The organism is Calidifontibacter indicus, assembly GCF_003386865.1.
Taxonomy (GTDB): Bacteria; Actinomycetota; Actinomycetes; order Actinomycetales; family Dermatophilaceae; genus Yimella; species Yimella indica.
The window spans coordinates 3,377,018-3,401,392 of sequence record NZ_QTUA01000001.1; the positions used below are offsets into that span (position 1 = coordinate 3,377,018).

Consider the following 24,375-nt stretch of genomic DNA (forward strand, 5'->3'; position numbering starts at 1 on the left):
CGACGACTGGCCATCCGGACCGCAACTGGTAGCGCCGGCGGCACCAGCTGCGATCTGGAGGTCAAGAAGCGAGCTGGATCGCCAGTTGTGGTCAGCCGGCGAGGTGGCCCCAGTCGGCCGACAGCTGCGACCACGGACCGGTCGCCGCGACGCGTCCCTCGACCAGCACCACCACGTTGTCGGCCTGCGCCAGCGCGGCTCGCTTCGAGGTGGCGCCGATCACCGTGGCCGAGCGGGCCCGCAGCGCCTGCCACAGCTCGATCTCGGTGGTGGCGTCGAGCGCGCTCGACACGTCGTCGGCCAGCAGCAGTTCGGCGTCCGCGGCGAGCGCACGGGCCAGCGCGAGCCGCTGCACCTGGCCACCCGACAGCCGAACGCCGCGGTGCCCCACGAGCGCCTGCGCGCCACCGGCGGATGCGACGTCGGGGGTGAGCCGGGCGTCGGCCACGGGGCGCTCGAAGTCACGGTCGAACCCGAGCTGCACGTTGTCGGAGAAGGTGCCCGACAGCACGCGCGGCACCTGGCCGACGTACGCGACCTGACCGGGCCGCATGAACAACTCGGCGTCGTCGATCTCCTCGCCGTTCCAGCGCACCGAACCGTCGTGGTCGAGCAGCCCGGCCAGCGAGCGCAGCAGGCTCGACTTGCCCGAACCCACCTGGCCCAGCAGCAGCACCAGCTCGCCGCGCTGCACGGTCAGGTCGACGTCCTCGACACCCACCGTGCCGTCGTCGTGCACCGCGCTCAGGTGACGAAGTTCCAACGACCGCAACGCAGTTCGCTCCGGTTCTTCGACCGCCGGCGCCTTGCCGGTGAGCAGGTCGACACCCTCGGGGAGGTCCATCAGGTCGACTCCCCCGGCGAGGCGGCTCGTGGCCTTCTGCCAGGAGCGGGTGCCCGGGGCCTCGGTGACGACCGCGCCTGCGACGCGCCCGAACCAGTCGAACCCGTTGACGGCGTTGACCACCAGCAGCGCCGTGGCCAGACCCCAGACGTCCCAGAGCAGTGCGGCCCAGGCGGCGACCGCGCCGACCTGCACCATCACGGTCGGCACGCCGTCGAGCACGGCCTGCACCCGGTGTTCGCGGACGGCGGCGTCGACGCGTCCGGAGTCGACCTCACGCAGGTGGCGGTGCACCTCGGGGGTGCGACCGGCCAGCTTGATCGTGCGGGCGGAGTCGAGGCTGGAGACCAGCGCCCGACCGAAGCGGGCACGCTGCGCCGACGCCTTGGTGGCCGAACGACCGGCGATCGGGCGACCGATCGCCGATGCGAGCGCCGAGGCGAGCATGACGACGCCGAGCACCAGACCGGCCAGCGGGGTGCCGGCCACGATCGCGGTGATGACGGCGATCGCGAGCCCGTTGACGAAGTCGACCCAGCGGTCGGCGTAGCGGGCGTAGCGGTCGGAGTCCATCGCGCGGGCGACGACCTCGCCGGGCGGTGTCGGGTCGAGCCGGCGCTGGGCGGTCTGACCGACCAGCACCGACATGCGCACCCGCAGCAGCACCTCGACCCACCAGCGCGGATAGAGCGCGATCGCGATCGCCAACAGCATCGGCCCGGCGAGGATGCACGCGACGAGCGCGACCATCCACCAGTTGTTGAGGGATCCGTCGCGCAGGTTCTCGACGGTCGAACCCCAGACGTACCCGGTGAGCGAACCCACCGAGCCGAGCACCGCCGAGGCGAGGAAGAGCACGATCGCGGTGAGGCCCCATCGCGGCCGCACCATCAGCACGTGCCAGATGCCGCGCGCCAGCGACGGACCGTCGTCGACCTGCGGGCGCTCGGGCGGGGTGCCCTTGCGGCGGGCCGCACCGACGGCTCCGGCGACGACCTCGGGCTCGGGCTCGTCGGTGACGGTGCTCGCGGCGGCCAGCAGGTCGCGGAACGGTCCGGGCTCGACGGCCAGGCGGGCGCGGCTGCCCGACTGCACGACGCGTCCGTGGTCGAGCACCGCGACCAGGTCGGCCCGCGCGGTCGTGGTGAGCCGGTGGGCGACCAGGATGCCGGTGCGCCCGCGCAGCAGTCGCTCGGCCGCGGCGACGACGCGCGCCTCGGTGAGCGGGTCCATGCGGGCGGTGGCCTCGTCGAGCACCACCACCCGGACGTCGCGCACCAGCAGCCGGGCGAACGCGAGCAACTGCTCCTCCCCCGCCGACAGCATGGTGCCGCCGGGGCCGAGCACGGTGTCGAGTCCCTCGGGCAGACCGGCCACCCAGTCGTCGAGGCCGAGCTCGGTGACGGCGGCCTGCACCTTGTCGCGCGGCTGGTCGGCGAAGAGGGTGATGTTTTCGGCGAGCGTGCCGGCAACGATCTCGGTGCGCTGAGTGACCACGCCGACGGCCTGGCGCAGCGCGTGCAGGTCGAGGTCCAGCACGTCGGCCCCGCCGAGCAGCACCGAACCGCGCTCGGGTTCGACGGCGCGCGACACCAGCGACGCGAGGGTCGACTTGCCCGATCCGGTGCGTCCGACCAGCGCGATCGTCTGACCGGCCGGCACGTGTAGGTCGATGCCCTGCAGTGCGAACGAACCCTCCTCGTAGGAGAAGCTCAGGTCGTCGAAGCGCAGATCGAGGCCGCCTGCGGGCAACTCGTCGCCACCGACCGGCTCGGGTGCGAGCGCGAGCATCTGGCGCAGGCGGATGACGGCGCCGAGCCCGGCCTGCAGTTCGGGAAGCTGGTGGGCGACGTCGTAGATGCGACCGACGAAAACGCTCGTGACCAGGAACAACGTGACCAACTGGGCCACCGACAACTTGTCGGACGTCGCCAGCGCCACCCCCGCGACCGCCACGGCGGCCAGCAGCGCGTGCAGCATGAGGCCCGCCCGCATGGTCATCTTGCGCTCGAGCTGCAGCACCTGGTTGAACAAGTCGTGCACCCTCGCCGACAGCGCCGCGAGGCGGCGGATCGCGAAAGCCTGGCCGAGGCTGGTGCGCAGGTCGTCACGACCGGCGACGCCCTCCTCAAGGGCGGCGGCGTGGTCGGTCCAGGCCATCTCCTCGATGACCTTGCGCTCGGCGATCGTCTTCATGAACGGCCGCATCACCCACATGGTCGCGGCCGACGCGATCGGGAAGAGGATCCAGGCCGGCCACCAGGTGATCGCGGCCACGATCCACATCGGCACGATGCCGAGCAGCGCGCGCATGACACCCCACAGTTGGGTGCGCACGAGGGTGCCCACCTCGTGGGTGTCGTCGTCGACGCGGTCGAGCACCTCGCCGACGGCCTGCTCGGTGAGGGCGTGCAGCGGCTGGTGCAACGCCGCGTCGAGCAGGTCTCCGCGCAGTGTGCCCTCGGCGCGGTCGATGACACCCGACCAGAGGAAGCGTCCGGCGGAGTCGAGCACGGCGCCGCCGACGACGCAGCCGAAGAGCAACCAGACGAGATTGACCGTGGCGTGCTCGGCGAGCCGTCCGGCGACGACGGTGCCGAAGGTCTGGCCGAGCGCGGCGCAGGCGAGCGCGATGAGCGCCACGAGCGCGACGGGGTGGCGAACACGACGCCAATCGACCCGTCGTTCAGGCGAATCAGGCGGGACGGGGCTGGCCGACTCAGGGGTGGCGGTCGGCGTCAAGGTGGTGGTCATGGCGTATTTCAGAATAGGCCCGGGCATCGACAGCCCGCGAACGAATTACCGCCCGGCGGGCGCCGTCCGGGCGGGTGAGGCGGGCGGACGCCGTCCGGGGGTGTGCGGACGGCGTATGGCGGGCGAACTGTGTGGACGGCGCGGGGCGAGTTGGATCCGAGTCGCGTCGTTGGATGCGACTTGTGGAGGTAGAGCTCCACGATTCGCCACCAACTACCCCGATCACAACCAACCCCGGCCGCCGGCGACGCCCCGACGGAGGCTCCCCCGAGGGGATTGCGCACAACAAGGCGGGCCGGACCCTTTCGGATCCGACCCGCTCTAAGGAGTTGCTGCTTACGCAGCGAGGCTCACTTGAGCTCGACGGTCGCGCCGGCGCCCTCGAGCTGCTCCTTGGCCTTCTCGGCCGCAGCCTTGTCGACCTTCTCCAGAACCGGCTTCGGCGCACCGTCGACCAGGTCCTTGGCCTCCTTCAGGCCGAGGGAGGTGAGGGCGCGCACCTCCTTGATGACGCCGATCTTCTTGTCACCGGCCGAGACCAGGACGACGTCGAACTCCGACTGCTCCTCAGCAGCGCCGGCGTCGCCGCCGCCTGCTGCCGGGGCGGCGCCAGCAACCGCGACCGGGGCCGCAGCGGTGACGTTGAAGGTGTCCTCGAACTGCTTCACGAACTCCGAGAGCTCGATGAGGGTCATTTCCTTGAAGGCCTCAAGGAGCTCGTCAGTGCTGAGCTTCGCCATGATGGCTTCCTTTCGTTAGTGCCGTGAGTGGCTGTTTTGTGAAGTTGAACCGAGCGGGATGCTCAGTTCTCGTCGCCACCCTCGGCGACGTCGGTGGTGCTGGCCTCGTCCGCAGCAGCGGCCGGCGCCTCGTCGGCCGGAGCCGCGGGGCCCTCGGTCTCGACCTTGGCGCGCAGCGCGTCGACCACGCGAGCGGTCTGCGACAGCGGGGCAGCAAAGAGGTACACAGCCTGGCTGAGCGACGCGTTCATCGCGCCGGCCAGCTTGGCGAGCAGCACCTCGCGGGACTCCAAGCTCGCGAGCTTGGTGATCTCCTCGGCCGAGAGCGGCTTGCCGTCAAGCACGCCGCCCTTGATCACGAGGAGCGGGTTGGCCTTGGCGAAGTCACGCAGCTTCTTGGCCGCCTCGACCGGGTCACCGGTGACGAAGGCGATCGCGGAGGGGCCGACGAGCTGACCGTCGAAAGCCGTGACTCCGGCTTCGGCAGCAGCGCGCTCGGTGAGCGTGTTCTTCACCACGGCGTAGGTCGCGTGCTCGCGGAGGTCATTACGCAGCTGGGTCAGCTGCGCCACGGTCAAACCGCGGTACTCCGTCAGCACGGCCGCACCCGACTCACGGAACTTGCCCGTGAGCTCGGCAATGGCGGCGTTCTTGTCGGACTTCGCCATGCGGACCTCCTTCGATCGTGGTTGCCGGTCGCCCCGACGAAAAAAGCCCCGGCGCAGATGCGCTCGGGGCTCACAAACTCGGACGGCGCGCGGACGCGCCGGACGATCTGTTGTTCCTTGAAGCTCACCTGCGCTGGTCGCCCGTCTCGGCGGGACCTTCGGACGCTACTCTTGCGAGCAAGCACCGACCGGCGGTCATTGGTGTGACCATGCTACGGGCGGACGGCGGTTCCGACCAAATCGGCCGGCCCGTCGACCCACAGCGCAACCCCACCCGCAGCGCCGGCCGATCAGGCCGCGCTGGTCGCTCCCGGAGCGGAACCGAACGCCCCGTCGGCAGCCAGCTCGTCGGCGTCCGTCGTCTGGGCGGCCGGCGGCGCCTGCACGGTGACCGGCTCACCCCACTTGCTGAACGTCGTCGTCGAGCGGAACACGACGTCTTCGGTCATGGCGGAGAACTTCAGCCCGGACAGGCTGGTGGAGTCGAGCTTGATACGGGCCGGACGCTGCTGCCCGTCGAGCCACACGTCGTAGGTGACCGTCTTGCCGGTGAGTTTGGCCTTGTCGGCCGAGGTGTTGACCTCCTCGCCGTTCTCGGTTGTCGACTCCTCGTCGACCACCGAGTCGTAGAACCGGTCGGCCGGCGCGACCACCTTGTAGTGGGCGCCCACGGGCTCGGCGCCGACGAAGGTGACCTTGCTGTTCTCCCAGACCTCGAGGTCGCGGTTCTCGCCGATGTCACTGGTCACCGAGGCGAGCATCTGCTGCACCTCGGGCTGAGTGCTGTCCTTGCGGAACTTCACCCACTTGGGGCCGAGGTCGGGCGACCGCATGTAGGCGTTGCCGTCGAGGTAGCGCATCGACATGACGCCGGGCATCTCCATCTGGAACACCATCGCGTCGGTGCCGAAGGCTGAGACGCTGCCGGTGCTGGGTGCGGGGTCAGTCGAGCGACGTTCCTCGATCGAGTAGGACTTCACCGCGTTGACGGCGGTGCGGATCGGTGCCGCGAAGTCGGTGCCGGTGATCTGCTGACCCGCGGTGGGCGCCGGTGCGGTGGAGGTGCTCGACGTGGTGGAGCTCGTCGAGGTGGTGGTCGATGGGGCTGAGCTGGTCGTCGAACCACCGGCAGATGCGGGGGTCGAGGTGGTGGTCGAGGTGGAGCCGGCCGACGTGGTCGCTCCCCCGCCGCAGCCCGCGAGCGCGAGCACGAGTGAGCCGGCAAGCAACGGCCTGACGAGTTGCACCATCTGTTTCCCCTGTATCCCTGTGGTCGCACACACCGTCGACCGATCGCGCAATCGTAGCCACACGCACCGACACCCTGTGAGCGGGCTGTCAGGGGGTGGGCCGGCCACAGGGTGTCGGGAAGGAATCAGGCGGCCGAGGAGCCGGACGTCGGTGACGCCGAACCCGAGCCCGTCGCCTTGCTGCGCGCTTCGTCGAAGGTCTTCGCGTCGGCCGGCGCGGTCGGGTTCACGGTGGCGCCCCAGTCGGTGTAGGTGATCGAGGTGCGGCTGGTGCTGGTGCCGCCGGTGGGTTCGTCGTAGCGCACCAGCTTGCCGTGCGGGTCGAGGTAGACGTCGAGCGTGTAGCTCTTCGTGCCGTCGCGCTTGATCGTCGAGTCGTAGCTGGTCTGGTTCGACGGCACGGCGAGCACGTCGCAGCCGTGCTGCTTCATGCCGTTGACCTGCTTCTGCATCAGCTGCGCGACGGTGTTGGTCACGGCGTAATGCGTGGCCTTCACCCCGTCGACGTCGGCCTCGCCCTTCGACTCGCCCTGGCCGCCGGCGACCATCTCGGCGACGACTCGCGGGTCGAGCTTGCACAGCTGCGCGGTGTAGGCCGTTTTGAAGCTGAGTTCGAGCGCTGACGGGTTGTCGCCGGCCTTCACCCACATCTTGGCGTTGCGGTAGTAGCCGTACGCGACGCCGTCGATCACGACGGTGTTCTCCATCCGCGAGGACGTGTCGTTGTACTTGCCGGTCAGCGGGTCCTTGATCGCGAACTCGCCGTTGGCGGTGCCGGTGGTCGAGGTGCGCAGGTTGCCGCTCGCGTCGCGGCGGCCTTCCTTGAACTTCACGCCGGCCTGCCCTTGGATGCCGGTGCGGATCTGCCCGGCGATCGTGTCGCCCGACACCTTCGAGCCGGCGGACGGCGCCGAAGTGCTCGTCGAACTCGGGGCGCTCGACGTGCTCGACGACGTCGAACCACCGGACGAGGACGAGCCCGACGAAGCGCTGGACGACGACGAACTGCTGGTCGCGGTCGAGGTGTTCTGCGTGACCGTCGTGTTGTTACAGGCGGCTAACAGGCCCACCGCCGCGAACGTGACGGTGGTGCGCAGCAGGATCTTCATGAGTCCCTCCCGGAATCAGCAGACGATCGAGGCGAGCCGGCCAGAGGGGCCGGCTGCGCCGGTGCTGCGACGTGGGCGAGTGCGCTGCGGTTCCCTCGGGATTGCGCAGACGCTCAGTGGGCGCGCAACTGGTAGCCGATGCCGGGGGTGGTGATCAGCCAGCGCGGGGCGGCCGGCTCCCGCTCGAGCTTGCGCCGCAGCTGCCCCATGTAGACCCGCAGGTAGTTCGACTCCCGCCCGTACTGCGGGCCCCACACCGATCGCAGCAGCATCTCGTGGGGCACCACCTGGCCGCGGTGCCGGGCCAGCGTCGCGAGCAGTCGCCACTCGGTCGGGGTGAGGTGCACCGGCCCACCGTCGGTGCTGGCGGTGCAGGTGGCGAAGTCGAGTCGGAAGTCGTCGGTCACGACGTCCGGCGCGTTGTCGAGGGCGGTGCCCACCCGGCGCAGCGCCGCCCGGATGCGCGCCATCAGCTCGTCGATGCCGAACGGTTTGGTGACGTAGTCGTCGGCACCCTCGTCGAGGGCCTCCACCTTGTCGTCCGACTCGTGCCGGGCCGACAGCACCACCACCGGCACGACCGAGACGCGGCGGATGCGGCGCAGCACCTCCACCCCGTCGAGGTCGGGCAGGCCGAGGTCGAGCACGACGAGGTCGGGCGGCTGCTCGTCGATCGCGGACAACGCGTCGGCCCCGTTGGTGACCGTCTCGACGTCCATGCCGCGCGCCTTGAGGTTGATTCGCAGGGTGCGCAGGATCGTGGGGTCGTCGTCGACGACCAGCAGCCGGTCATTCATAGGTGGGCCTTCCGTCGTGGGCCTGCAGGCTCACCACCATGGTGACGCCGCCGCCCGGAGTGTCCTCGGCCGCCAGGGTGGCGCCCATCGCCTCGGCGAAGCCGCGGGCGACCGCCAGCCCGAGCCCCACCCCGTCGCCGGACGGCGTATCGCCGTAGCGCTGAAACGGCCGGAAGATCGTCTCCATCGCGGCAGCCGGCACACCTGGCCCCTGGTCGACGACGCGCAGCAGCACCCGATCGCCGATGCGTCCTGTAGACACGCGCACCGGTCCTGCTGCCGGCTGGAAACGCAGGGCGTTCTCCAGCACATTGCCCAGCACCCGGTCGAGCAGCCCCGGGTCGGCCACGACCCGACGGGCGTCGGGTCCGAGCGTCCACTCGACGCGCGAGGGTTCGGGCAGGGCGCGCACTTCCGATTCGATCACCTCGGCGAGGTCGACCGGACGCGGGTCGGCGACCAGCCCGCCGACCTGCAGCCGCGACATCGCGAGCAGATTGTCGATGAGTGCGTCGAGCCGGTCAGCCGACTGCTCGATGGCTTCGAGCAGCTCGGCTTCGTCGGACGGGTCGAAGGTCACCTCGGTGCTGCGCAGACTGCCGACGGCGGCCTTGATACCGGCCAGCGGGGTGCGCAGGTCGTGCGACACCGCCGACAACAAGGCGGTGCGGGCCCGATTGTCGCGTTCGAGTCCCTCGGCCGACTCCGCAAGGCGCTGCAGCCGGCGCCGATTGAGCACGGCCGCGGCATGTGCGGCGTAGGCACTGAGCAGCCGTTGCCGGTCGGCCGGCACCGGTGGGCCGACCAGCACCAGGTGGTGGTCGTCGTCGACCCGCTCGATCGTGCGGGATGCGCCGGCGACCGGGTCGGCCGGGAATTCTCCTGTCGCAGCGACTAATTCGTGCTCGTCGCCGACACGGCACACGACCGCGACCGAGGTCTGACCGAACATCTCCGCGGCCCGGTCGACCAGCAGCGCGAGCTGGTCGGTCGAGCTCAACATGCTGTGGCTGAGCTCGGCCAGAGCGCGCACCTCGTGCGCCGACGCGGTGACAGCTGCGGCGCGCCGGGCGCTGCGGTGCACCACCGCGGACACCACCGCGCCGACCGCCACGAACAACAGCAGAGCGAACGCGTTCTCGCCGTCGGCGATGGTCAGCGTGCCGAGTGGCGACGTGAAGTACCAGTTGATCAGCAGCGACGAGATCACCCCCGCCGCGATGGCCGGCCAGAGGCCACCGACCAGCGCGATGAGCACCGTCACCAGCAGGTAGAGCTGCACGATCACCGGCAGGCTCGGCCGACCCAGCTGCTGCAACCCGAGGGTGAGCAGGCAGGGCATGACGACCGCCAGCACCGCGCCCTGGGCCACCCGGCGTCCGGGCAGTGCCGCCCCCGGCCGCGGCGGTGGCGTGCTGCGGGCCAGCTCGTGGGTGACGACGTGCACGTCGATGTCCTCGCCCGAGCCCGCGATGATCCGCTCGCCGGTGCTCGGTCGCAGCATGCTGCGCCAGCGCGGCGAGCGGCCGAGGCCGATGATGACGTGCTGGGCATTGACGGCGCGGGCGTAGTCGAGCACGGCGGCCGCGGCGTCGTTACCGCCGACGGTGTGGAAGGTGCCGCCGAGGTCTGCGGTGAGGCGACGCAACCGGTCGATCTGGGCACCGGAGGAGTCGGTGAGGCCGTCGGCCCGCGCGACGTAGACCGCGTGCAACTCGCCGGCGTTGCCCGCGAGCGCCAACCGCGCCGCCCGGCGCAGCAGCGTCGCCCCTTCCGGGCCGCCCGACAACGCCACGACCACGCGGGTGCGTGTGGGCCAGGTGCCGGTGATCGAGTGGTCGCTGCGGTAGCGGTCGAGGTTCTCCTCCACCCGGTCGGCCAGCCACAGCAGCGCCAGTTCGCGCAGCGCGCTGAGGTTGCCCAGCCGGAAGTAGTTGGCCAACGCCGCGTCGACCTTCTGCGCCGCGTAGACGTTGCCGTGCGCCATCCGCCGGCGCAGCGCCTCCGGCGACATGTCGACCAGTTCGATCTGGTCGGCGGCGCGCACCACTGCGTCGGGCACCGTCTCGCGTTGCACCACGCCGGTGATGCTCAAGGTGGCGTCGTTGAGCGACTCGAGGTGCTGGATGTTCACCGTCGAGATCACGTCGATGCCGGCAGCGAGCAGGTCGTGCACGTCCTGCCAGCGTTTGTCGTGGGTGCTGCCGGGCACGTTCGTGTGCGCGAGTTCGTCGACCAGCGCCACCTGCGGACGCCGGGCGATGATCGCCGCCGTGTCCATCTCCTCGAAGGCGGTGCCCCGGTGTTCGATGCTGCGACACGGCACCACCTCCAACCCGTCGAGGGCGGCGGCGGTGTGCGGACGGCCGTGGGTGTCGACGTAGCCGACGACGACGTCGGTGCCGCGGTCGAGCCGCCGGCGGCCTTCGCCGAGCATCGCGACCGTCTTGCCGACGCCCGGGGCGGCACCCAGGTAGATCCGCAGAACGCCCCGTGTCACCGTCACATTGTCTCCTGCCTCCGGCTCGTGCGGCTCATCGCTGTGCGACGGCGCGCTGCAGGGCGAGGTTGAGTTCGAGCACGTTCACCCTCGGCTGTCCGAGATAGCCGGCTGAGCTGGTATTCGCCCGCACCAGTGCCTCGACGGTGGCGCGCGGCAAGGCCCGGGCGGCGGCCACCCGCGGCACCTGCCACGACGCGTACGACGGCGAGATGTCAGGGTCGAGTCCGCTGGCCGACGCGGTGAGTGCGTCGGCGGGCACCGGCCCCTTCGCGTCCGGGTTCTGTGCGCGCAGGGTGGCGGCCCGCTTGGCCACCAGCGCCCGCTGGTCGGGATTCGCCTGGGCGTAGTTGGTGCCGCCGCTGGTGCCGCCGGCGTAGTCGAACGCCGACGGACGCGGCTGGAACCACTGCGCCCCGGTGAACTGCTGGCCGATCAGGCTCGACCCGACCACCCGCCCCTGGGAGGTGACGAGCGAGCCGTCGGCGCGCCCCGGCAGCGCCCGTGCGGCGGCGGTGACGGCGAGCGGGTAGGCGAGGCCGAGCAGCAGCGTGAGCACCAACAGGGCGCGGACGGCGGCGAGCGCCTGGCGGGTGACGGTCATGGTGATCACTTCAATCCGGGCAGCAGCCCCACGAGCAGGTCGATGAGTTTGATACCGACGAACGGCGCGACGACGCCGCCGAGTCCGTAGATCAGCAGGTTGCGCCGCAACAGTGCGGTCGCGTTGAGCGCCCTGTAGCGAACTCCCCTGAGCGACAACGGAATCAACGCCACGATGATGAGTGCATTGAAGATGACGGCCGACAGCATCGCCGACTCGGGGCTGTGCAACCGCATCACGTCGAGCCGGGCCAGCCCGGGGAAGATCGGCACGAACATCGCCGGGATGATCGCGAAGTACTTCGCGATGTCGTTCGCGATCGAGAAGGTGGTCAACGCGCCGCGGGTGATCAGCAGTTGTTTGCCGATGCCGACGATGTCGATGAGCTTGGTGGGGTCGGAGTCGAGGTCGACCATGTTGCCGGCCTCCTTCGCGGCGGAGGTGCCGGTGTTCATCGCGACGCCCACGTCGGCCTGCGCGAGGGCCGGTGCGTCGTTGGTGCCGTCGCCGGTCATCGCCACCAGCCGTCCGCCCTCCTGCTCGGCCTTGATCAACCGCATCTTGTCTTCGGGAGTGGCCTCGGCGAGGAAGTCGTCAACCCCCGCCTCGGCAGCGATCGAGGCCGCGGTGAGCGGGTTGTCGCCGGTGATCATGACAGTGCGGATGCCCATGTGGCGCAGCTCGTCGAACCGCTCACGCATGCCCGGCTTCACGACGTCCTTCAGGTGCACCACGCCGAGGGCGCGGGCTGCGCCGTGGGCGCCGCTGCAGCCGACCACCAGCGGGGTGCCGCCGTCGCCGGCAATGCGGTCGATCGTGGCCTGCGTGTCATCGTCGAGCCGTGCTCCGTGCTCGGCCAGCCAGCCACCGACGGCCGTGCCCGCACCCTTGCGCACGGCGGCGCCGTCCGGCAGGTCGACACCCGACATCCGGGTCTGCGCGGTGAACGGCACCGTGATCCCGCGCTCGACGGTCTGCGCCGAGGCGCCCTGCGCGAGCGCCAACTCGACGATCGAGCGGCCCTCGGGTGTCTCGTCGGCCAGCGACGACAGGTAGGCGGCCTGCACCAGCTCGGCCTGCTCGGCACCGGTCACCGGCACGAACTCGCAGGCCCGCCGGTTGCCGTAGGTGATCGTGCCCGTCTTGTCGAGCAGCAGCGTCGACACGTCGCCGGCGGCCTCTACCGCGCGGCCCGACATCGCGAGCACGTTGTGCTGCACGAGGCGGTCCATGCCGGCGATGCCGATCGCCGACAGCAGCGCTCCGATCGTGGTGGGGATGAGGCAGACCAAGAGGGCCACCAGCACGACCACCGACACGTCGTGGCCGGAGTAGGAGGCCATGGGCTGGATCATCGACACCGCCAGCACGAAGATGAGCGTGAGCGCGGTCAGCAGGATGCCGAGGGCGATCTCGTTCGGGGTCTTCTGCCGCTGCGCGCCCTCGACCAACGCGATCATCCGGTCGACGAAGGTCTCCCCCGGCTTGCTGGTGATCTGCACGACGATGCGGTCGGACAGCACGGTCGTGCCGCCGGTGACGGCGCATCGGTCGCCGCCGGATTCCCTGATGACCGGCGCAGATTCGCCGGTGATCGCCGATTCGTCGACGCTGGCGACGCCCTCGACGACGTCGCCGTCGCCCGGGATCACCTGACCGGCCTCGACCACGACCCGGTCGCCGACCCGCAGGGTGGTGCCGGGCACCTGTTCGATCGCGCCGTCGGCCGAGCCGGAGACGAGCCGGTGGGCCACCGACTCGGTGCGGGTGCGGCGCAGGCTCTCGGCCTGCGCCTTGCCGCGGCCCTCGGCCACCGCCTCGGCCAGGTTGGCGAACACGATCGTGAGCCACAGCCAGGCGGCCACCGCGATCGAGAAGACGGACGGGTGCAGCACCGACAGGACGGTGGTGAGCACCGATCCGATCCACACCACGAAGATCACCGGGGTGCGCACGAGGTGACGCGGGTCGAGTTTGGACAATGCCTGCGGCAGCGCCTCGTGGGCGGTGTGCAGGAGTCGGGGATCGGCGTTCATGAGAGGGCCTCCGCGATCGGGCCGAGCGAAAGAGCGGGCAGGAAGGTGAGGCCGGCGACGACGAGCACGATGCCGACCAGCAGCGCGGCGAACACGCCGCCGTGCGTGGGCATGGTGCCGGCGGTGGCGGCGCGGCGCGGCTGACGCACCAACGCCCCGGCGAGCGCCAGCACGAGCACGATCGGCACGAACCGTCCGAGCAGCATGCTGACCGCGAGGGTGAGGTTGAGGAAGGGCTGGTCGCTGCTGAGGCCGGCGAACGCCGAGCCGTTGTTGTTCGACGCGGACGTGTAGGCGTACAGCAGTTCCGACAGGCCGTGCGGGCCGGAGTTGGTGAGCGCCGACACGGCGGTCGGTGTCACCACCGCGGAGCCGGTGGCCAGCAGCACCAGCATCGGCGTCGTGATGGTGGCCAATGCGGCGTACGTGATCTCGCGGCGACCGATCGACTTGCCGAGCAGTTCGGGGGTGCGGCCGACCATCAAGCCCGCGATGAAGACGGTGAGCAACACGAAGACCAGCAGGCCGTAGAGGCCGGTGCCGACTCCGCCCGGCGACACCTCGCCGAGCATCATGTTGACCATCAGCACGCCACCGCCGAGCGGACTCATCGAGTCGTGCATCGAGTTGACCGCCCCGGTCGACGTGCCGGTGGTCGACGCCCCGAAGATCATCGAGGCGACGAGCCCGAAGCGCTGCTCCTTGCCCTCCATCGCGCCGGCTCCGGTGAGCGACGTCGCGTGCTCCGCCCAGGTGCCGAGCGCAGCGCTGATGGCGAGCAGCACGCCCATGACCGACACCAGTACGGCGCCCTGCCGCCGGTCGCCGACCATCAGGCCGTAGACCCGCGGCATCGAGAACGGGATCGCGAGCATGAGCACGATCTCGAACAGGTTGGTGAACGGGTTCGGGTTCTCGAACGGGTGCGCCGAGTTGGCGTTGAAGATGCCGCCGCCGTTGGTGCCGAGCTCCTTGATCGCCTCCTGCGAGGCCACCGGCCCGCCCTGGATCACCTGGTGGCCGCCCGCGAGCGTGCCGATGGTGTGCGGGCCGGCGAGGTTCTGGATCACGCCGCCCGCCACGAGCACCAGCGCGGCCACTGCGGCCAGCGGCAGCAGCACCCGCACCGACCCGCGGACGAGGTCGACCCAGAAGTTGCCGATAGTCGCGCCGCGACTGCGGGCGATGCCGCGGCACAGCGCGGCGGCCACTGCAAGGCCGGTGGCGGCGGAAACGAAGTTCTGCACGGTGAGGCCTGCCATGGCGACCGGATAGCCGGCCCCCAGCTCACCGGCGTACGACTGCCAGTTGGTGTTGGTGGTGAAGGAGACCGCGGTGTTGAGGGCGGTGTGCCAGTGCTGGCTGCGACCGAACGACGCCGGCAGCAGCTCCTGCGCCATGATCAGCGCGAACAGCAGCCCGATCGAAGCAGCTGCGAACGCCACGACCGCTACGGCGTAGGAGCGCCAGCTCTGTTCGACGCGCGGGTCGACCCCCACCAGCCGGTAGATCCACCGTTCGCCGCGCCAGTCCCGGGGGTCGGTGAGCGCCCGATGGATCCAGTTGCCGAGCGGCACGTGCACGACCGCGAGGATCGCTGCCACCGTCGCCAGATAAAGCGCGGTCTGCAAGCCCACGTTCATCGCTCAGAACCGATCCGGGTGGATCAGCGCGTACAGCAGGTAGCCGATCAGGGCGAGCGCGATGACGCCCGCGACGAGATTTTCCATACCTGCCAGTCAAGGCCCGACGGGCGCTCGGGCCGGGGTGCTTCCGGCCGCCTTGACGGGTCTTGACGCGGTCTTGACGCGAGCGCGTGCCGCCCGGCTACTGCGTGGGCGCGAGCGAGCCGTACGTCGTCGTGGCGGATGGCCCATCGGTCGGCATATCGGACGTCATCGACTTCATCGCCTCGTCGAACGACATGACGTCGGCGGCCGGCGGCTTGGTGACCGTGAACCGCGCACCCCAGGCGGAGTAGCGGATCGTCGGCGCGAGGGTCGCGACCATGCCGGTGAGCACGGAATCGGGTTCGCTTTGAGGTACATCGAACCGTCGATGAGCACGATCTGGTCGTCGCCGATGGACATCTGCATCTTGAGGCCGGACGACTGATCGACCTTCGCGGTCATGGTCTCCGTCGCGCCGGGCGTGGCCGTCGGACCTTCCGAATCCAACATCACCCCGGCCGGCCGACCATTGTCATCGTGTACGTCTTCTCGGCTTTGACCGCCGTCCGCGCATTGGCCCGAAGCCGTGATCCAACAGTGATCGGCCGCCCCTGACATGGCGAAGGGCCGTCACTGCGCGAAGCAGTGACGGCCCTTCGGTGAGAGCGTTTCGGCTCAGGCCTCTTCGGAAACCGCGTCCTCGGAGGTGAGGTTGCGGGTCACGGTGGAGTCGAGCGGGATGCCCGGGCCCATCGTGGTCGACATGGTCGCCTTGGTGATGTAGCGGCCCTTCGACGACGCCGGCTTCAGACGCAGGATCTCCTCGAGCGCAGCGGCGTAGTTCTCGACGAGAGCCTTCTCGTCGAAGGACGCCTTGCCGATGATGAAGTGAAGGTTGCTGTGCTTGTCGACGCGGAACTCGATCTTTCCGCCCTTGATGTCGCTGACGGCCTTCGCGGTGTCCATGGTGACGGTGCCGGTCTTCGGGTTCGGCATCAGACCACGCGGGCCGAGCACCTTACCGAGGCGACCGACCTTGCCCATGAGGTCGGGGGTGGCGACCACGGCGTCGAAGTCGGTCCAACCGCCGGCGACCTTCTCGATCAGGTCGTCGGAACCGACGAAGTCGGCGCCGGCAGCCTCGGCCGCGGCGGCCTTGTCGCCGTTGGCGAAGACGAGCACACGGGCGGTCTTACCGGTGCCGTGCGGCAGGTTGACGGTGCCACGCACCATCTGGTCGGCCTTGCGCGGGTCGACACCGAGACGGAACGCGACCTCGACGGTCGAGTCGTACTTGGTGGTCGCCGAGTCTTTCGCCAGGCGGACGGCCTGGATCGGGGCGTAGACCTTGCCCTCGCCGATCTTCTCGGCGGCCTTGCGGTAGTTCTTGCTGCGCGCCATTGCGTGCTCCTCAGGTTGTGAGTGGGAGTTGTGGTTGTGCGGGGCAGCGCTGCCCCATCCACGTGTTGCCGTCGAGGCAACCTGTCCATTATCGCAAATCAGCGGGGTTCAGGCGAATCGCCCGAACCCCGCTGACCTACAACGCTTCTGCCGGTGGTGTCACATGGGTGACGACCCCCGAACGGCGAAGCCGTCAGTTCTCGACGTCGATGCCCATCGAGCGGGCGGTGCCGGCGATGATGCGCGACGCCATGTCGATGTCGGTCGCGTTCAGGTCGGGCATCTTCTGCTCGGCGATGGCGCGCACCTGGTCCTTGGTCAGCTTGGCGACCTTGGTCTTGTGCGGCTCACCCGAACCCTTGGCGACACCGGCGGCCTTCTTGATCAGCTCGGCGGCCGGCGGGGTCTTGGTGATGAAGGTGAACGAGCGGTCTTCGTAGACCGTGATCTCGACCGGGATGACGTTGCCACGCTGGTTCTCCGTCGCGGCGTTGTACGCCTTGACGAACTCCATGATGTTGACGCCGTGCTGACCCAGGGCCGGACCGACGGGCGGAGCCGGAGTCGCGGCGCCGGCCTGGATCTGCAGCTTGATGAAGCCGGAGACCTTCTTCTTGGGAGGCATAGTGCTTCCTCTTTCTGTGGTGATGGGCCTACGCCGTGGGCGATGACCCGGTTGCAGTCCTCACCCGGGACCGGGTGAGGAGACGGACCGCAATCAGATCTTGGCGACCTGGTTGAAGCCCAGCTCGACCGGCGTTTCGCGGCCGAAGATGGAGACCAACACCTTGAGCTTCTGGGTGTCGGTGTTGATTTCGGAGATGGTCGCCGGGAGCGTCTCGAACGGACCCTCCATGACGGTGACCGACTCTCCGACGGTGAAGTCGACGTCTGCGGGGGCGGCCTTCTTGGTGGCGCCGCCGGTGGCCTTCTGGCCCGGCTCGGTGGCAGCCTCCGGCTCGTCGAAGACCGGGTTGAGCATGGTGACGACCTCGTCGATCGTCAGCGGCGACGGCGAGTGGGCGTTGCCGACGAAGCCGGTGACACCCGGGGTGTGCCGGACGGCGCCCCAGCTCTCGTCGGTGAGGTCCATGCGCACCAGCACGTATCCGGGCATCCGAACGCGGGTGCCGACCTTCTTCTGGCCGTTCTTGATCTCGGTGAAGTCCTCCATCGGAACCTCGATCTGGAAGATGAAGTCTTCCATCGAGAGGTTCTGGATGCGGTTCTCCAGGTTGGCCTTGACCTTCTTCTCATACCCGGCGTACGAGTGGATGACGTACCAGTCACCGAACTGCGAGCGCAGCTCGCGCATGAACTCCTCGCGCGGGTCGGCGGCAGGTGCGGCGGGAGCGTCGCCCGCGGCGTCGGCGTCCGCCTCATCGGAGCCAGCGTCGGCGGCGTCAGCGGAGTCGCCGGCAACCTCGTCCGGCGCCTCGGAAGCGTCGGCCGACTCCTTGTCGCGACCCTCGCCGTCGACGTCGTCGGCGAAGGCGGGCATGCCCTCCTCCTCCGCGTCGGCGACACGCGTCTGGTCGTCGGCGGCGGCACCCGGCACCTCGGTCGCTTCGGCCACGTCCTGGGCAGCCTCGGACGGCAGGGCGGACTCGTCCGCCTGGGCGTCGAAGTCGGTGCTGTGCTGCTCAGTCATGGACCTGCTTCCTTGGATTCGTTGCTGTCGTCGGCTGTCGTCGGCTAGCTCGCGCGAGCTCAGTTGGTGCCGAAGACGAAGTTGATCACGTGGTTGAACACCCAGTCCAAACCGACGACGAACAACATGATGAACACGATGAAGATCAGCACCACAGCGGTGTACTGGGTGAGTTCGTCACGGGTGGGGCGGACGACCTTGCGGATCTCGGAGATGACCTGCTTGAAGAACAGCAGGATCCGCCCGAAGAAACCCTTCGAGGACTGCTCCGTGTCGCGAGCGCTCGCGGTGCTCGTGTCGGCCACGGTGTTGCCTCTCTGAAGATCGATCACGTATGCGCAGGGCACGAGGGACTCGAACCCCCAACCCCCGGTTTTGGAGACCGGTGCTCTACCAATTGAGCTAGTGCCCTGTGGTCGGGGGTGTTGGATTTCCCCGACCGGGTGACTGACCGCGGACACGCCGGAGCGTGGCTGACAGCCAACCGAAGGACGAGTCTACGACAGACCCCGCCGACGAAGCCAACTCGCCCCGGCCACTAGCGTTCGGCCATGACAGACACCGCAGGTCGGCGCGACATCCAGGCCCTGCCGAAGGCGCACCTGCACCTGCACTTCACCGGCTCGATGCGCATCGACACCGTGCGCGACCTCGCCGACAAGCACGGGATGCGCCTGCCGAACGCCCTGACCCACGATTATCCGCCGCAACTGTCGGGTGTCGACGAGCGCGGCTGGTTCCGGTTCCAGCGGCTGTACGACGCGGCCCGCGCCTGCGTGCGCGACGAGCAGGACATGCGCCGGGTGGTGCGCGAGGCCGCCGAGGACGACGCCGCCGAGGGCTCGCGCTGGTTGGAGATCCAGGTCGACCCGACGTCGTACGCCGGGTTCGTGGGCGGCATCACCCCGATGTTGGAGATCGTGATCGACGAGGCGAAGTCGGCCGGCCGCGACCTCGGCATCGGCGTGGGTGTGCTCGTCGCCGCGTCGCGGATCAAGCACCCGTACGACGCCCGCACCCTGGCCCGCCTCGCGGTGAAGCACACCGGCGACGTGCTCGCGTTCGGTCTCTCCAACGACGAGCGCCGCGGACTCACCGCCGACTTCGCGCCGGCCTTCCGCATCGCGCACGCCGGCGGTCTTGCGTCGGTGCCGCACGCGGGCGAGCTGCTCGGCGCGCAGGCGGTCAGCGAGACGATCGACGCACTCGGCCCGCAGCGCCTCGGGCACGGCGTGCGGTCGGCGGAGTCGGTGCCGGTGTTGGAGCGGGTGATCGAGAACGACATCGCGTTGGAGATCTGCCCCGGTTCGAACGTCGCGCTCGGGGTCTACCCGCGCGCGGAGGACGTGCCGTTGCGGCAGTTGTTCGAGGCGGGCGCGACGATCGCGCTCGGCGCCGACGACCCGTTGCTGTTCGACAGTCGGCTCGCGGCGCAGTACGACACCGCGCGCACGGCGCACGGTTTCACCGACGTCGAGCTCGCCGAACTCGCGCGCCGGTCGGTGCGGGCGTCCCTGGCTCCGGACGACGTGAAGCGGGGTCTGTTCGCCGACATCGACGCCTGGCTCGACACCCCCGTCCGCTCCGCCGGCTGACGCCGGCCGTCAGAGTTCGTGGCCGACGAACACCGGCTCGTTGACCAGTTCCACCCCGAACGCGTCGCGCACGCCGTCGCGGACGGTGCGCGCCAGGTCAGCGATGTCGGACGCCGTCGCGTCGCCCCGGTTGGTGACCGCGAGCGTGTGCTTGGTCGACAGGGCTGCCGGGCCCGGCATGCCGTAACCCTTGCCGAAGCCGCCCTTGTCGATGAGCCACGCGGCACTGGTCTTGACCATGCCGTCGGCGGCGTCGAAGCGCGGCGGCGTCGGCCCGTCGGGACCGAGGCGCTCGGCAGCGCGCTTCTCGAGCTCGGCGAAGCGGGCCGCGGTGAGGATCGGGTTGGTGAAGAACGACCCGCACGACCAGGTGTCGTGGTCGGCCGGGTCGAGCACCATGCCGCGCTTGCGGCGCTGGGCGAGCACCGCCTCGCGCGCGTCGCCGAGCGGCACCCGCTGCCCCTGCTCGACGCCGAGCCCGGTGGCGAGGTCGGCGTAGGCGACCGGCGCGGACAGGTCGGCGATCTTGAGCTGGAACAGCACGTCGAGCACCACGAACCGGTCGGTCGCCTTGAACACCGAGTGCCGGTAGGTGAAGTTGCAGGCGGCGTTGGCGAAGGTGCGGATCTGCTGGGTGTGCCGGTCGTAGGTGCGCACCTCGGCGATGGTCTGGGCGACCTCCTGCCCGTAGGCGCCGACGTTCTGCACCGGCGTCGCGCCGGCGAGGCCCGGGATGCCCGACAGCGCCTCGATGCCCGACCATCCTTCGCTGCACGCGCGCGCGACGAAGTCGTCCCAGTTCTCGCCTGCGGCGACGCGCACCATTGCGCCGCCGCAGTTGTCGCCCGACTCCAGCGTGATGCCCTGGCTGGCGATGCGGACGACCGTGCCGGCGAACCCGGCGTCGCTGATCACCAGGTTGGAGCCGCCGGAGACGACCAGCAGCGGTTCGTCGGCGTCGTCTACTTCGCGCACGGCGTCGACGATGTCGTCGGTCGATTCGGCGGTGACCAACCGGCGGGCCGGACCGCCGACGTGCATGGTGGTGATCGTCGCGAGCGCGACGTCGTGGGCTTCCTGCATCAGTTCGTGCCTGCTCGCTCGCCGAGGTCGACGACGGCCAGCGCGCGGCTGAGCACCTTCGACTCGCCCTGGGTGGCGGCGAGTTCGACGGTGACGCGGTCGCCGTCGATCTTCTTGATGACGCCGGTGACGTCGAGCGGGGTGGCGCCCTCGTACTCCACCACGACCGGGGCGCTGAAGCGCACGCCGTACTCGGCGACCCGGCCGGCGTCACCGGCCCATTCGGACACCAGTGAGACCGCGGCGCCCATCGTCCACATGCCGTGGCCGATCACGCTCGGCAGGCCGACGGACGTCGCGAACCTCTCGTCCCAGTGGATCGGGTTGAAGTCGCCGGAGGCACCGGCGTAGCGCACGAAGGTGGCGCGGTCGACCTTGATCTGGGTGCGGCCGATCTCCTGACCGACCTCGAGTTCGGAAGCCTTGGGGCTCATGCGTCGTCTCCTCCTCGAATGACCACGACACAGTTGACGTCGCACACGGCCGCACCGTCGACGGTGGTGATGGCGGTCTTCAGGGTGACCATCGAGTGGCCGCCGGCCGATCGCACCCGGTCGACGGTCGTGGCCGCGTTGACCTCGTCGCCCGCGACCAGCGGACGGTGGTGGGTGAAGCTCTCCTCGCCGTGCACCAACCGGCTGAAGTCGATGCCGGCCTCGGGGTCGATGATCGCGGCGCCTTCGGCCTGCTGGGCGATGATCACGGCGAAGGTTGGCGGCGCCACGACGTCGGCGTAACCGAGCGACCGCGCGTGGTCGACGTCGGTGTGCACGGGATCATTCGCGCCGACGGCTGCGGCGAACTCGGCGATCTTCGTGCGGGACACGGAATAGGTCGGGATGGCCGGGTAGGTGCGGCCTTCGACTTCGGGGTTGACCGGCATGGAGCCGACCCTATCCCCCGGTCACGACAATCGCCGTGAATGCCCGGGGACGCCGAAGGGCACCGGCCGTGGCCGGTGCCCTTCGCGTGCGGAGCTGATCAGGAGCCGGACGGCGCGGCGGTGCTCGTCGGTGCCTGCGAGGCCGGGGCTGCCGGAGCGCTCGTCGATGCAGGTGCGCTCGTGGAGGCCGGTGCGGACGAGGACGCCGGAGCCGAGCTGGACGAGGCCGGAGCCGACGACTTCGCGGCAGACGAGCTCGTGGAAGACGTGCCTTCGGACGCCGCAGCAGCCGTCTTCTTCGCGTCTTCGCATTCGGGAATCGGCGGCGTCGAAGTCACACTGATGGGCACAACCACAGGGTTGTGATCGGTGCTGTCGCTGCCGTCCTGCGTGTGGTCCCAGACCACGGTGAGCGTTGCCGTGAACACGTCGTTGGCACTGTTGCCGTTGTTCGTGGCGTTGAAGCCCACGTCGCGGCATTGGTTCGCCGGGATGAGCATCGGGAACTGGTTTGGGTTCGGGGCGTATGCAACGTTGGTGCCCGATAGCACGTAGGAAACGGTGTGGATCCAGATGTCGACCGGCGACGGGTTGCACACCGTGAAGTTGAAGACGTAACCCTTGAACCAGACGGGCTTGCAGCTGTTGCCCGGGATCTTGTTCGCGCTCTTGTAGGTGAACGTCGGAGGTACCTGGATCGAGCTGGCCAGCGCCGGCGCAGCGGACGCGAGGGCAACGGTCGGGACGCTCCACGCGGCGCCCTTGGCGAGCGTGCGTCGTGAGATCGAGCGATCCGGTGTACGAGTGTCAGCCATGTTGTTATCCCCTGAAAATTTCCCGAAGTGTCCGCGCTGTGGGTCAGGTTCACCGGCCGAAGCCGAGGGTCACCATCGCCGAGCAGTGCCAGCGTAGCCCCGAGTGGGCCCTCTAGCACAAGGGTTTGCACAAAGTCACATCCCCGCGCCGATACTACAGGTATCCAAATGAGGTCCCGCTACCCCCGTGTGGTCTCCCGCCAGCGGCCTCGAACACCCTGGGAGGTCTCGATCGCGGCGCTCGCCCTAGCGGGCTCGCACCTACTCGACCAGCGGGTTGTTGATGCACCCGTCGAAACGAAGCAGGTCGAGCACCCGCACTGCCGGAGTGGCACCCACCGGACCACAGCGCCAGGCTCACCGCGGCGGGACGCACGAAACCCCCGGCGCTCACTCCCCACCGGCACGAAGCAGGTCGAGCACCCGCACTGCCGGAGGTGGCACCCACCAGACCACAGCGCCAGGCTCACCGCGGCGGGACGCACGAAACCCCCGGCGCGAGCGCCGGGGGTTTCGACTGCGAAGGAGCCGCGAAGAGACTTATCGGGTCTCGCGGTGCGCGGTGTGCTTGCCGCAACGCGGGCAGAACTTGGCCATCTCCAACCGGTCGGGGTTGTTGCGGCGGTTCTTCTTGGTGATGTAGTTGCGCTCCTTGCAGTCCACGCACGCCAAGGTGATCTTGGGACGGATGTCTGCGCTCTTGCTAGCCACGGGGCAACCTGCTCTCGAAAACGAATGAATATGGGTACTGCTTGGGATTTGGTAGCGGGAGCGGGGCTCGATCCCGCGACCTCACGATTATGAGTCGTGCGCTCTAACCAGCTGAGCTACCCCGCCAGGGGGAACACATCTGCCTCGGAGTTCATTCCAAGGCCCTGACGTGGACCAGAGCCCCCAAACGGAATCGAACCGTTGACCTTCTCCTTACCATGGAGACGCTCTGCCGACTGAGCTATAGGGGCCTGCCTCCACCGACGTCCGGGGTGTTCCCGAACCGCTCGGTAGCGCAGCGAAGAGATTACCGGACGTCTGCTCGATTCACGAAATCGAGCCGTCGGCGCCCGCGCTGACGACGGTTCCGACGGCGTGGACGGTGCCCTCGCGGGCCGACCGGAGCACGAGGTTCCAGCCGGTGGCGGTCTCTCCGGCGACGAACTTGACCTTGCCCGGGATGAGCACCGGCTTCTTGAACTCGACGGAGAGGGTGTAGCGCTCGGGCAGGCGGTTCTCGACGGCGGCGAGCATCTTCGACTTGCTCCACATGCCGTGGACGATGGTGGTCGGGAAGCCGAGCGCCTTCGCGGTGAGCGGGTGCATGTGGATCGGGTTGACGTCGCCGGAGACGGCAGCGTACCGGCGTCCGAGGTCGGCGGTGAGCGCCCAGGTGACGCCGGGGCCGTCGGCCGGCTCGGGTTCGTCGGCCTTGAGCGGCACCTCGCCGGGCACTTTCTGGCCGCGGAACAGGTAGGTGGACACCTCGTCCATGACGACCTCGTCACCGACCTTGACGGTGGCGATGAAGTCGGCCTGCGCGCCGCGGAAGTGCGGGCGCAGGTTGTCGACCCGCACCTCGATGTCGAGCACCTCGAGGGCGTCGACGCGGCGGTGCTGGGTGATCGTGTTGGACAGGTGCACGCTGCCCATCAGCGGGTACGGGAACTCCTTGTCGGCCATCAGGCTGACCTGGAGCGGGAACACCAGCACGTGCAGGTAGGTGGACGGCACGAGGTGGGTCACCGGGAACCCGCACACCTGGTCGTAGGCGGCGAGCGCGCCCTGGTCGATGCGTACGCCGTGCTGGACGACGCGGACGTCGGGCAGCGTGCGGCCTTTGCGGACGAAGCCGGTGGCGGCGGCCTTGGCCAGGATCGGACCCAGCGTGGGCGTCGCCTTCAGTTCGATGGTTCTGGTCATCGTTGCTTCCTGTTCCTGCGTCTTGCCCGTGCGTCCCGTCGCCGGCGGTGGGCCGGCGACG

Annotated in this window: 23 protein-coding genes and 3 tRNA genes; 1 reads left to right on the forward strand and 25 read right to left on the reverse strand. The window is 69.4% G+C overall.

Going from position 1 to position 24,375, the window contains the following annotated elements:
- Positions 1 to 91: 91 nt before the first annotated feature.
- The 17 genes from DFJ65_RS16020 to DFJ65_RS16100 form a co-directional block, all read right to left on the reverse strand.
- On the reverse strand, positions 92 to 3,598 hold the full coding sequence (locus DFJ65_RS16020) for an ATP-binding cassette domain-containing protein (protein ID WP_115923890.1): 3,507 nt from the start codon (positions 3,596 to 3,598) through the stop codon (positions 92 to 94).
- Positions 3,599 to 3,948: 350 nt separating this feature from the next.
- Positions 3,949 to 4,338, reverse strand: coding sequence for a 50S ribosomal protein L7/L12 (gene rplL, locus DFJ65_RS16025; RefSeq protein WP_115923891.1), 390 nt, complete (start codon positions 4,336 to 4,338; stop codon positions 3,949 to 3,951).
- A 62-nt stretch (positions 4,339 to 4,400) separates the two neighbouring features.
- On the reverse strand, positions 4,401 to 5,006 hold the full coding sequence (gene rplJ, locus DFJ65_RS16030; protein WP_115923892.1) for a 50S ribosomal protein L10: 606 nt from the start codon (positions 5,004 to 5,006) through the stop codon (positions 4,401 to 4,403).
- A gap of 290 nt (positions 5,007 to 5,296) precedes the next feature.
- Complete coding sequence (locus DFJ65_RS16035; RefSeq protein ID WP_115923893.1) at positions 5,297 to 6,256, reverse strand: hypothetical protein; 960 nt, start codon at positions 6,254 to 6,256, stop codon at positions 5,297 to 5,299.
- Positions 6,257 to 6,381: 125 nt separating this feature from the next.
- The gene (locus DFJ65_RS16040) at positions 6,382 to 7,365 is read right to left on the reverse strand and encodes a hypothetical protein (protein ID WP_115923894.1); all 984 of its coding nucleotides are present in this window, start codon (positions 7,363 to 7,365) and stop codon (positions 6,382 to 6,384) included.
- A 113-nt stretch (positions 7,366 to 7,478) separates the two neighbouring features.
- Positions 7,479 to 8,162, reverse strand: a complete 684-nt coding sequence (locus DFJ65_RS16045; protein WP_115923895.1) for a response regulator transcription factor — start codon at positions 8,160 to 8,162, stop codon at positions 7,479 to 7,481.
- Entirely contained in the window at positions 8,155 to 10,662 is a 2,508-nt protein-coding gene (locus tag DFJ65_RS16050) for a DUF4118 domain-containing protein (protein ID WP_115924408.1), read from the reverse strand. The genes DFJ65_RS16045 and DFJ65_RS16050 overlap by 8 nt, the downstream gene beginning before the upstream one ends.
- Before the next feature lie 34 nt (positions 10,663 to 10,696).
- Positions 10,697 to 11,266: a potassium-transporting ATPase subunit KdpC gene (gene kdpC / locus DFJ65_RS16055; protein WP_115924410.1), complete on the reverse strand. Its 570-nt coding sequence runs from the start codon at positions 11,264 to 11,266 to the stop codon at positions 10,697 to 10,699.
- A 5-nt stretch (positions 11,267 to 11,271) separates the two neighbouring features.
- The gene (gene kdpB / locus DFJ65_RS16060) at positions 11,272 to 13,302 is read right to left on the reverse strand and encodes a potassium-transporting ATPase subunit KdpB (RefSeq protein ID WP_115923896.1); all 2,031 of its coding nucleotides are present in this window, start codon (positions 13,300 to 13,302) and stop codon (positions 11,272 to 11,274) included.
- Positions 13,299 to 14,945 carry a potassium-transporting ATPase subunit KdpA gene (kdpA, locus tag DFJ65_RS16065; RefSeq protein ID WP_115923897.1) on the reverse strand — a complete coding sequence of 549 codons (1,647 nt, stop codon included), beginning with the start codon at positions 14,943 to 14,945 and terminating at the stop codon, positions 13,299 to 13,301. Before kdpA ends, kdpB begins: the two co-directional genes overlap by 4 nt.
- 3 nt (positions 14,946 to 14,948) lie before the next feature.
- The gene (kdpF, locus tag DFJ65_RS18520; RefSeq protein ID WP_115923898.1) at positions 14,949 to 15,032 is read right to left on the reverse strand and encodes a K(+)-transporting ATPase subunit F; all 84 of its coding nucleotides are present in this window, start codon (positions 15,030 to 15,032) and stop codon (positions 14,949 to 14,951) included.
- 97 nt (positions 15,033 to 15,129) lie between these two features.
- A complete protein-coding gene (locus DFJ65_RS16075) occupies positions 15,130 to 15,324 on the reverse strand; it encodes a hypothetical protein (RefSeq protein ID WP_115923899.1) in 195 nt (64 codons plus the stop codon).
- A gap of 323 nt (positions 15,325 to 15,647) precedes the next feature.
- Positions 15,648 to 16,373 carry a 50S ribosomal protein L1 gene (gene rplA / locus DFJ65_RS16080; protein ID WP_115923900.1) on the reverse strand — a complete coding sequence of 242 codons (726 nt, stop codon included), beginning with the start codon at positions 16,371 to 16,373 and terminating at the stop codon, positions 15,648 to 15,650.
- A 193-nt stretch (positions 16,374 to 16,566) separates the two neighbouring features.
- Positions 16,567 to 16,998, reverse strand: a complete 432-nt coding sequence (rplK, locus tag DFJ65_RS16085) for a 50S ribosomal protein L11 (RefSeq protein WP_115923901.1) — start codon at positions 16,996 to 16,998, stop codon at positions 16,567 to 16,569.
- Positions 16,999 to 17,091: 93 nt separating this feature from the next.
- Complete coding sequence (nusG, locus tag DFJ65_RS16090; RefSeq protein WP_115923902.1) at positions 17,092 to 18,024, reverse strand: transcription termination/antitermination protein NusG; 933 nt, start codon at positions 18,022 to 18,024, stop codon at positions 17,092 to 17,094.
- Between the two features lie 59 nt (positions 18,025 to 18,083).
- A complete protein-coding gene (gene secE, locus DFJ65_RS16095; protein WP_170144129.1) occupies positions 18,084 to 18,329 on the reverse strand; it encodes a preprotein translocase subunit SecE in 246 nt (81 codons plus the stop codon).
- A gap of 34 nt (positions 18,330 to 18,363) precedes the next feature.
- Positions 18,364 to 18,436 (reverse strand) — tRNA-Trp (locus DFJ65_RS16100).
- Between the two features lie 139 nt (positions 18,437 to 18,575).
- On the opposite strand from DFJ65_RS16100, the gene DFJ65_RS16105 reads away from it, so the two are divergent.
- The gene (locus DFJ65_RS16105) at positions 18,576 to 19,619 is read left to right on the forward strand and encodes an adenosine deaminase (RefSeq protein ID WP_115923904.1); all 1,044 of its coding nucleotides are present in this window, start codon (positions 18,576 to 18,578) and stop codon (positions 19,617 to 19,619) included.
- Between the two features lie 9 nt (positions 19,620 to 19,628).
- Here DFJ65_RS16105 and DFJ65_RS16110 read toward each other — a convergent pair whose 3' ends face one another.
- The 8 genes from DFJ65_RS16110 to DFJ65_RS16145 form a co-directional block, all read right to left on the reverse strand.
- Complete coding sequence (locus DFJ65_RS16110; protein WP_115923905.1) at positions 19,629 to 20,702, reverse strand: UDP-N-acetylmuramate dehydrogenase; 1,074 nt, start codon at positions 20,700 to 20,702, stop codon at positions 19,629 to 19,631.
- Complete coding sequence (locus DFJ65_RS16115; RefSeq protein ID WP_115923906.1) at positions 20,702 to 21,136, reverse strand: MaoC/PaaZ C-terminal domain-containing protein; 435 nt, start codon at positions 21,134 to 21,136, stop codon at positions 20,702 to 20,704. Before DFJ65_RS16115 ends, DFJ65_RS16110 begins: the two co-directional genes overlap by 1 nt.
- Positions 21,133 to 21,585 (reverse strand): FAS1-like dehydratase domain-containing protein, encoded by a 453-nt coding sequence (locus DFJ65_RS16120; protein ID WP_115923907.1) that lies wholly within the window; start codon positions 21,583 to 21,585, stop codon positions 21,133 to 21,135. Before DFJ65_RS16120 ends, DFJ65_RS16115 begins: the two co-directional genes overlap by 4 nt.
- Positions 21,586 to 21,683: 98 nt before the next feature.
- Positions 21,684 to 22,400: a hypothetical protein gene (locus DFJ65_RS16125; protein ID WP_115923908.1), complete on the reverse strand. Its 717-nt coding sequence runs from the start codon at positions 22,398 to 22,400 to the stop codon at positions 21,684 to 21,686.
- Positions 22,401 to 22,940: 540 nt separating this feature from the next.
- On the reverse strand, positions 22,941 to 23,111 hold the full coding sequence (gene rpmG / locus DFJ65_RS16130; RefSeq protein WP_115923909.1) for a 50S ribosomal protein L33: 171 nt from the start codon (positions 23,109 to 23,111) through the stop codon (positions 22,941 to 22,943).
- A 49-nt stretch (positions 23,112 to 23,160) separates the two neighbouring features.
- Positions 23,161 to 23,237 (reverse strand) — tRNA-Met (locus DFJ65_RS16135).
- 52 nt (positions 23,238 to 23,289) lie between these two features.
- Positions 23,290 to 23,362: transfer RNA gene (locus DFJ65_RS16140), tRNA-Thr, on the reverse strand.
- Between the two features lie 76 nt (positions 23,363 to 23,438).
- Entirely contained in the window at positions 23,439 to 24,314 is an 876-nt protein-coding gene (locus DFJ65_RS16145; RefSeq protein WP_115923910.1) for a MaoC/PaaZ C-terminal domain-containing protein, read from the reverse strand.
- Positions 24,315 to 24,375: the final 61 nt, after the last annotated feature.

Bases quoted from the DNA above. Each gene is read 5' to 3' on its own strand.
- DFJ65_RS16020 (WP_115923890.1), bottom strand. From the start codon at position 3,598: ATGACCACCACCTTGACGCCGACCGCCACCCCTGAGTCGGCCAGCCCC.
- rplL (WP_115923891.1), bottom strand. From the start codon at position 4,338: ATGGCGAAGCTCAGCACTGACGAGCTCCTTGAGGCCTTCAAGGAAATG.
- rplJ (WP_115923892.1), bottom strand. From the start codon at position 5,006: ATGGCGAAGTCCGACAAGAACGCCGCCATTGCCGAGCTCACGGGCAAG.
- DFJ65_RS16035 (WP_115923893.1), bottom strand. From the start codon at position 6,256: ATGGTGCAACTCGTCAGGCCGTTGCTTGCCGGCTCACTCGTGCTCGCG.
- DFJ65_RS16040 (WP_115923894.1), bottom strand. From the start codon at position 7,365: ATGAAGATCCTGCTGCGCACCACCGTCACGTTCGCGGCGGTGGGCCTG.
- DFJ65_RS16045 (WP_115923895.1), bottom strand. From the start codon at position 8,162: ATGAATGACCGGCTGCTGGTCGTCGACGACGACCCCACGATCCTGCGC.
- kdpC (WP_115924410.1), bottom strand. From the start codon at position 11,266: ATGACCGTCACCCGCCAGGCGCTCGCCGCCGTCCGCGCCCTGTTGGTG.
- kdpB (WP_115923896.1), bottom strand. From the start codon at position 13,302: ATGAACGCCGATCCCCGACTCCTGCACACCGCCCACGAGGCGCTGCCG.
- kdpA (WP_115923897.1), bottom strand. From the start codon at position 14,945: ATGAACGTGGGCTTGCAGACCGCGCTTTATCTGGCGACGGTGGCAGCG.
- kdpF (WP_115923898.1), bottom strand. From the start codon at position 15,032: ATGGAAAATCTCGTCGCGGGCGTCATCGCGCTCGCCCTGATCGGCTAC.
- rplA (WP_115923900.1), bottom strand. From the start codon at position 16,373: ATGGCGCGCAGCAAGAACTACCGCAAGGCCGCCGAGAAGATCGGCGAG.
- rplK (WP_115923901.1), bottom strand. From the start codon at position 16,998: ATGCCTCCCAAGAAGAAGGTCTCCGGCTTCATCAAGCTGCAGATCCAG.
- nusG (WP_115923902.1), bottom strand. From the start codon at position 18,024: ATGACTGAGCAGCACAGCACCGACTTCGACGCCCAGGCGGACGAGTCC.
- DFJ65_RS16105 (WP_115923904.1), top strand. From the start codon at position 18,576: ATGACAGACACCGCAGGTCGGCGCGACATCCAGGCCCTGCCGAAGGCG.
- DFJ65_RS16110 (WP_115923905.1), bottom strand. From the start codon at position 20,702: ATGCAGGAAGCCCACGACGTCGCGCTCGCGACGATCACCACCATGCAC.
- DFJ65_RS16115 (WP_115923906.1), bottom strand. From the start codon at position 21,136: ATGAGCCCCAAGGCTTCCGAACTCGAGGTCGGTCAGGAGATCGGCCGC.
- DFJ65_RS16120 (WP_115923907.1), bottom strand. From the start codon at position 21,585: ATGCCGGTCAACCCCGAAGTCGAAGGCCGCACCTACCCGGCCATCCCG.
- DFJ65_RS16125 (WP_115923908.1), bottom strand. From the start codon at position 22,400: ATGGCTGACACTCGTACACCGGATCGCTCGATCTCACGACGCACGCTC.
- DFJ65_RS16145 (WP_115923910.1), bottom strand. From the start codon at position 24,314: ATGACCAGAACCATCGAACTGAAGGCGACGCCCACGCTGGGTCCGATC.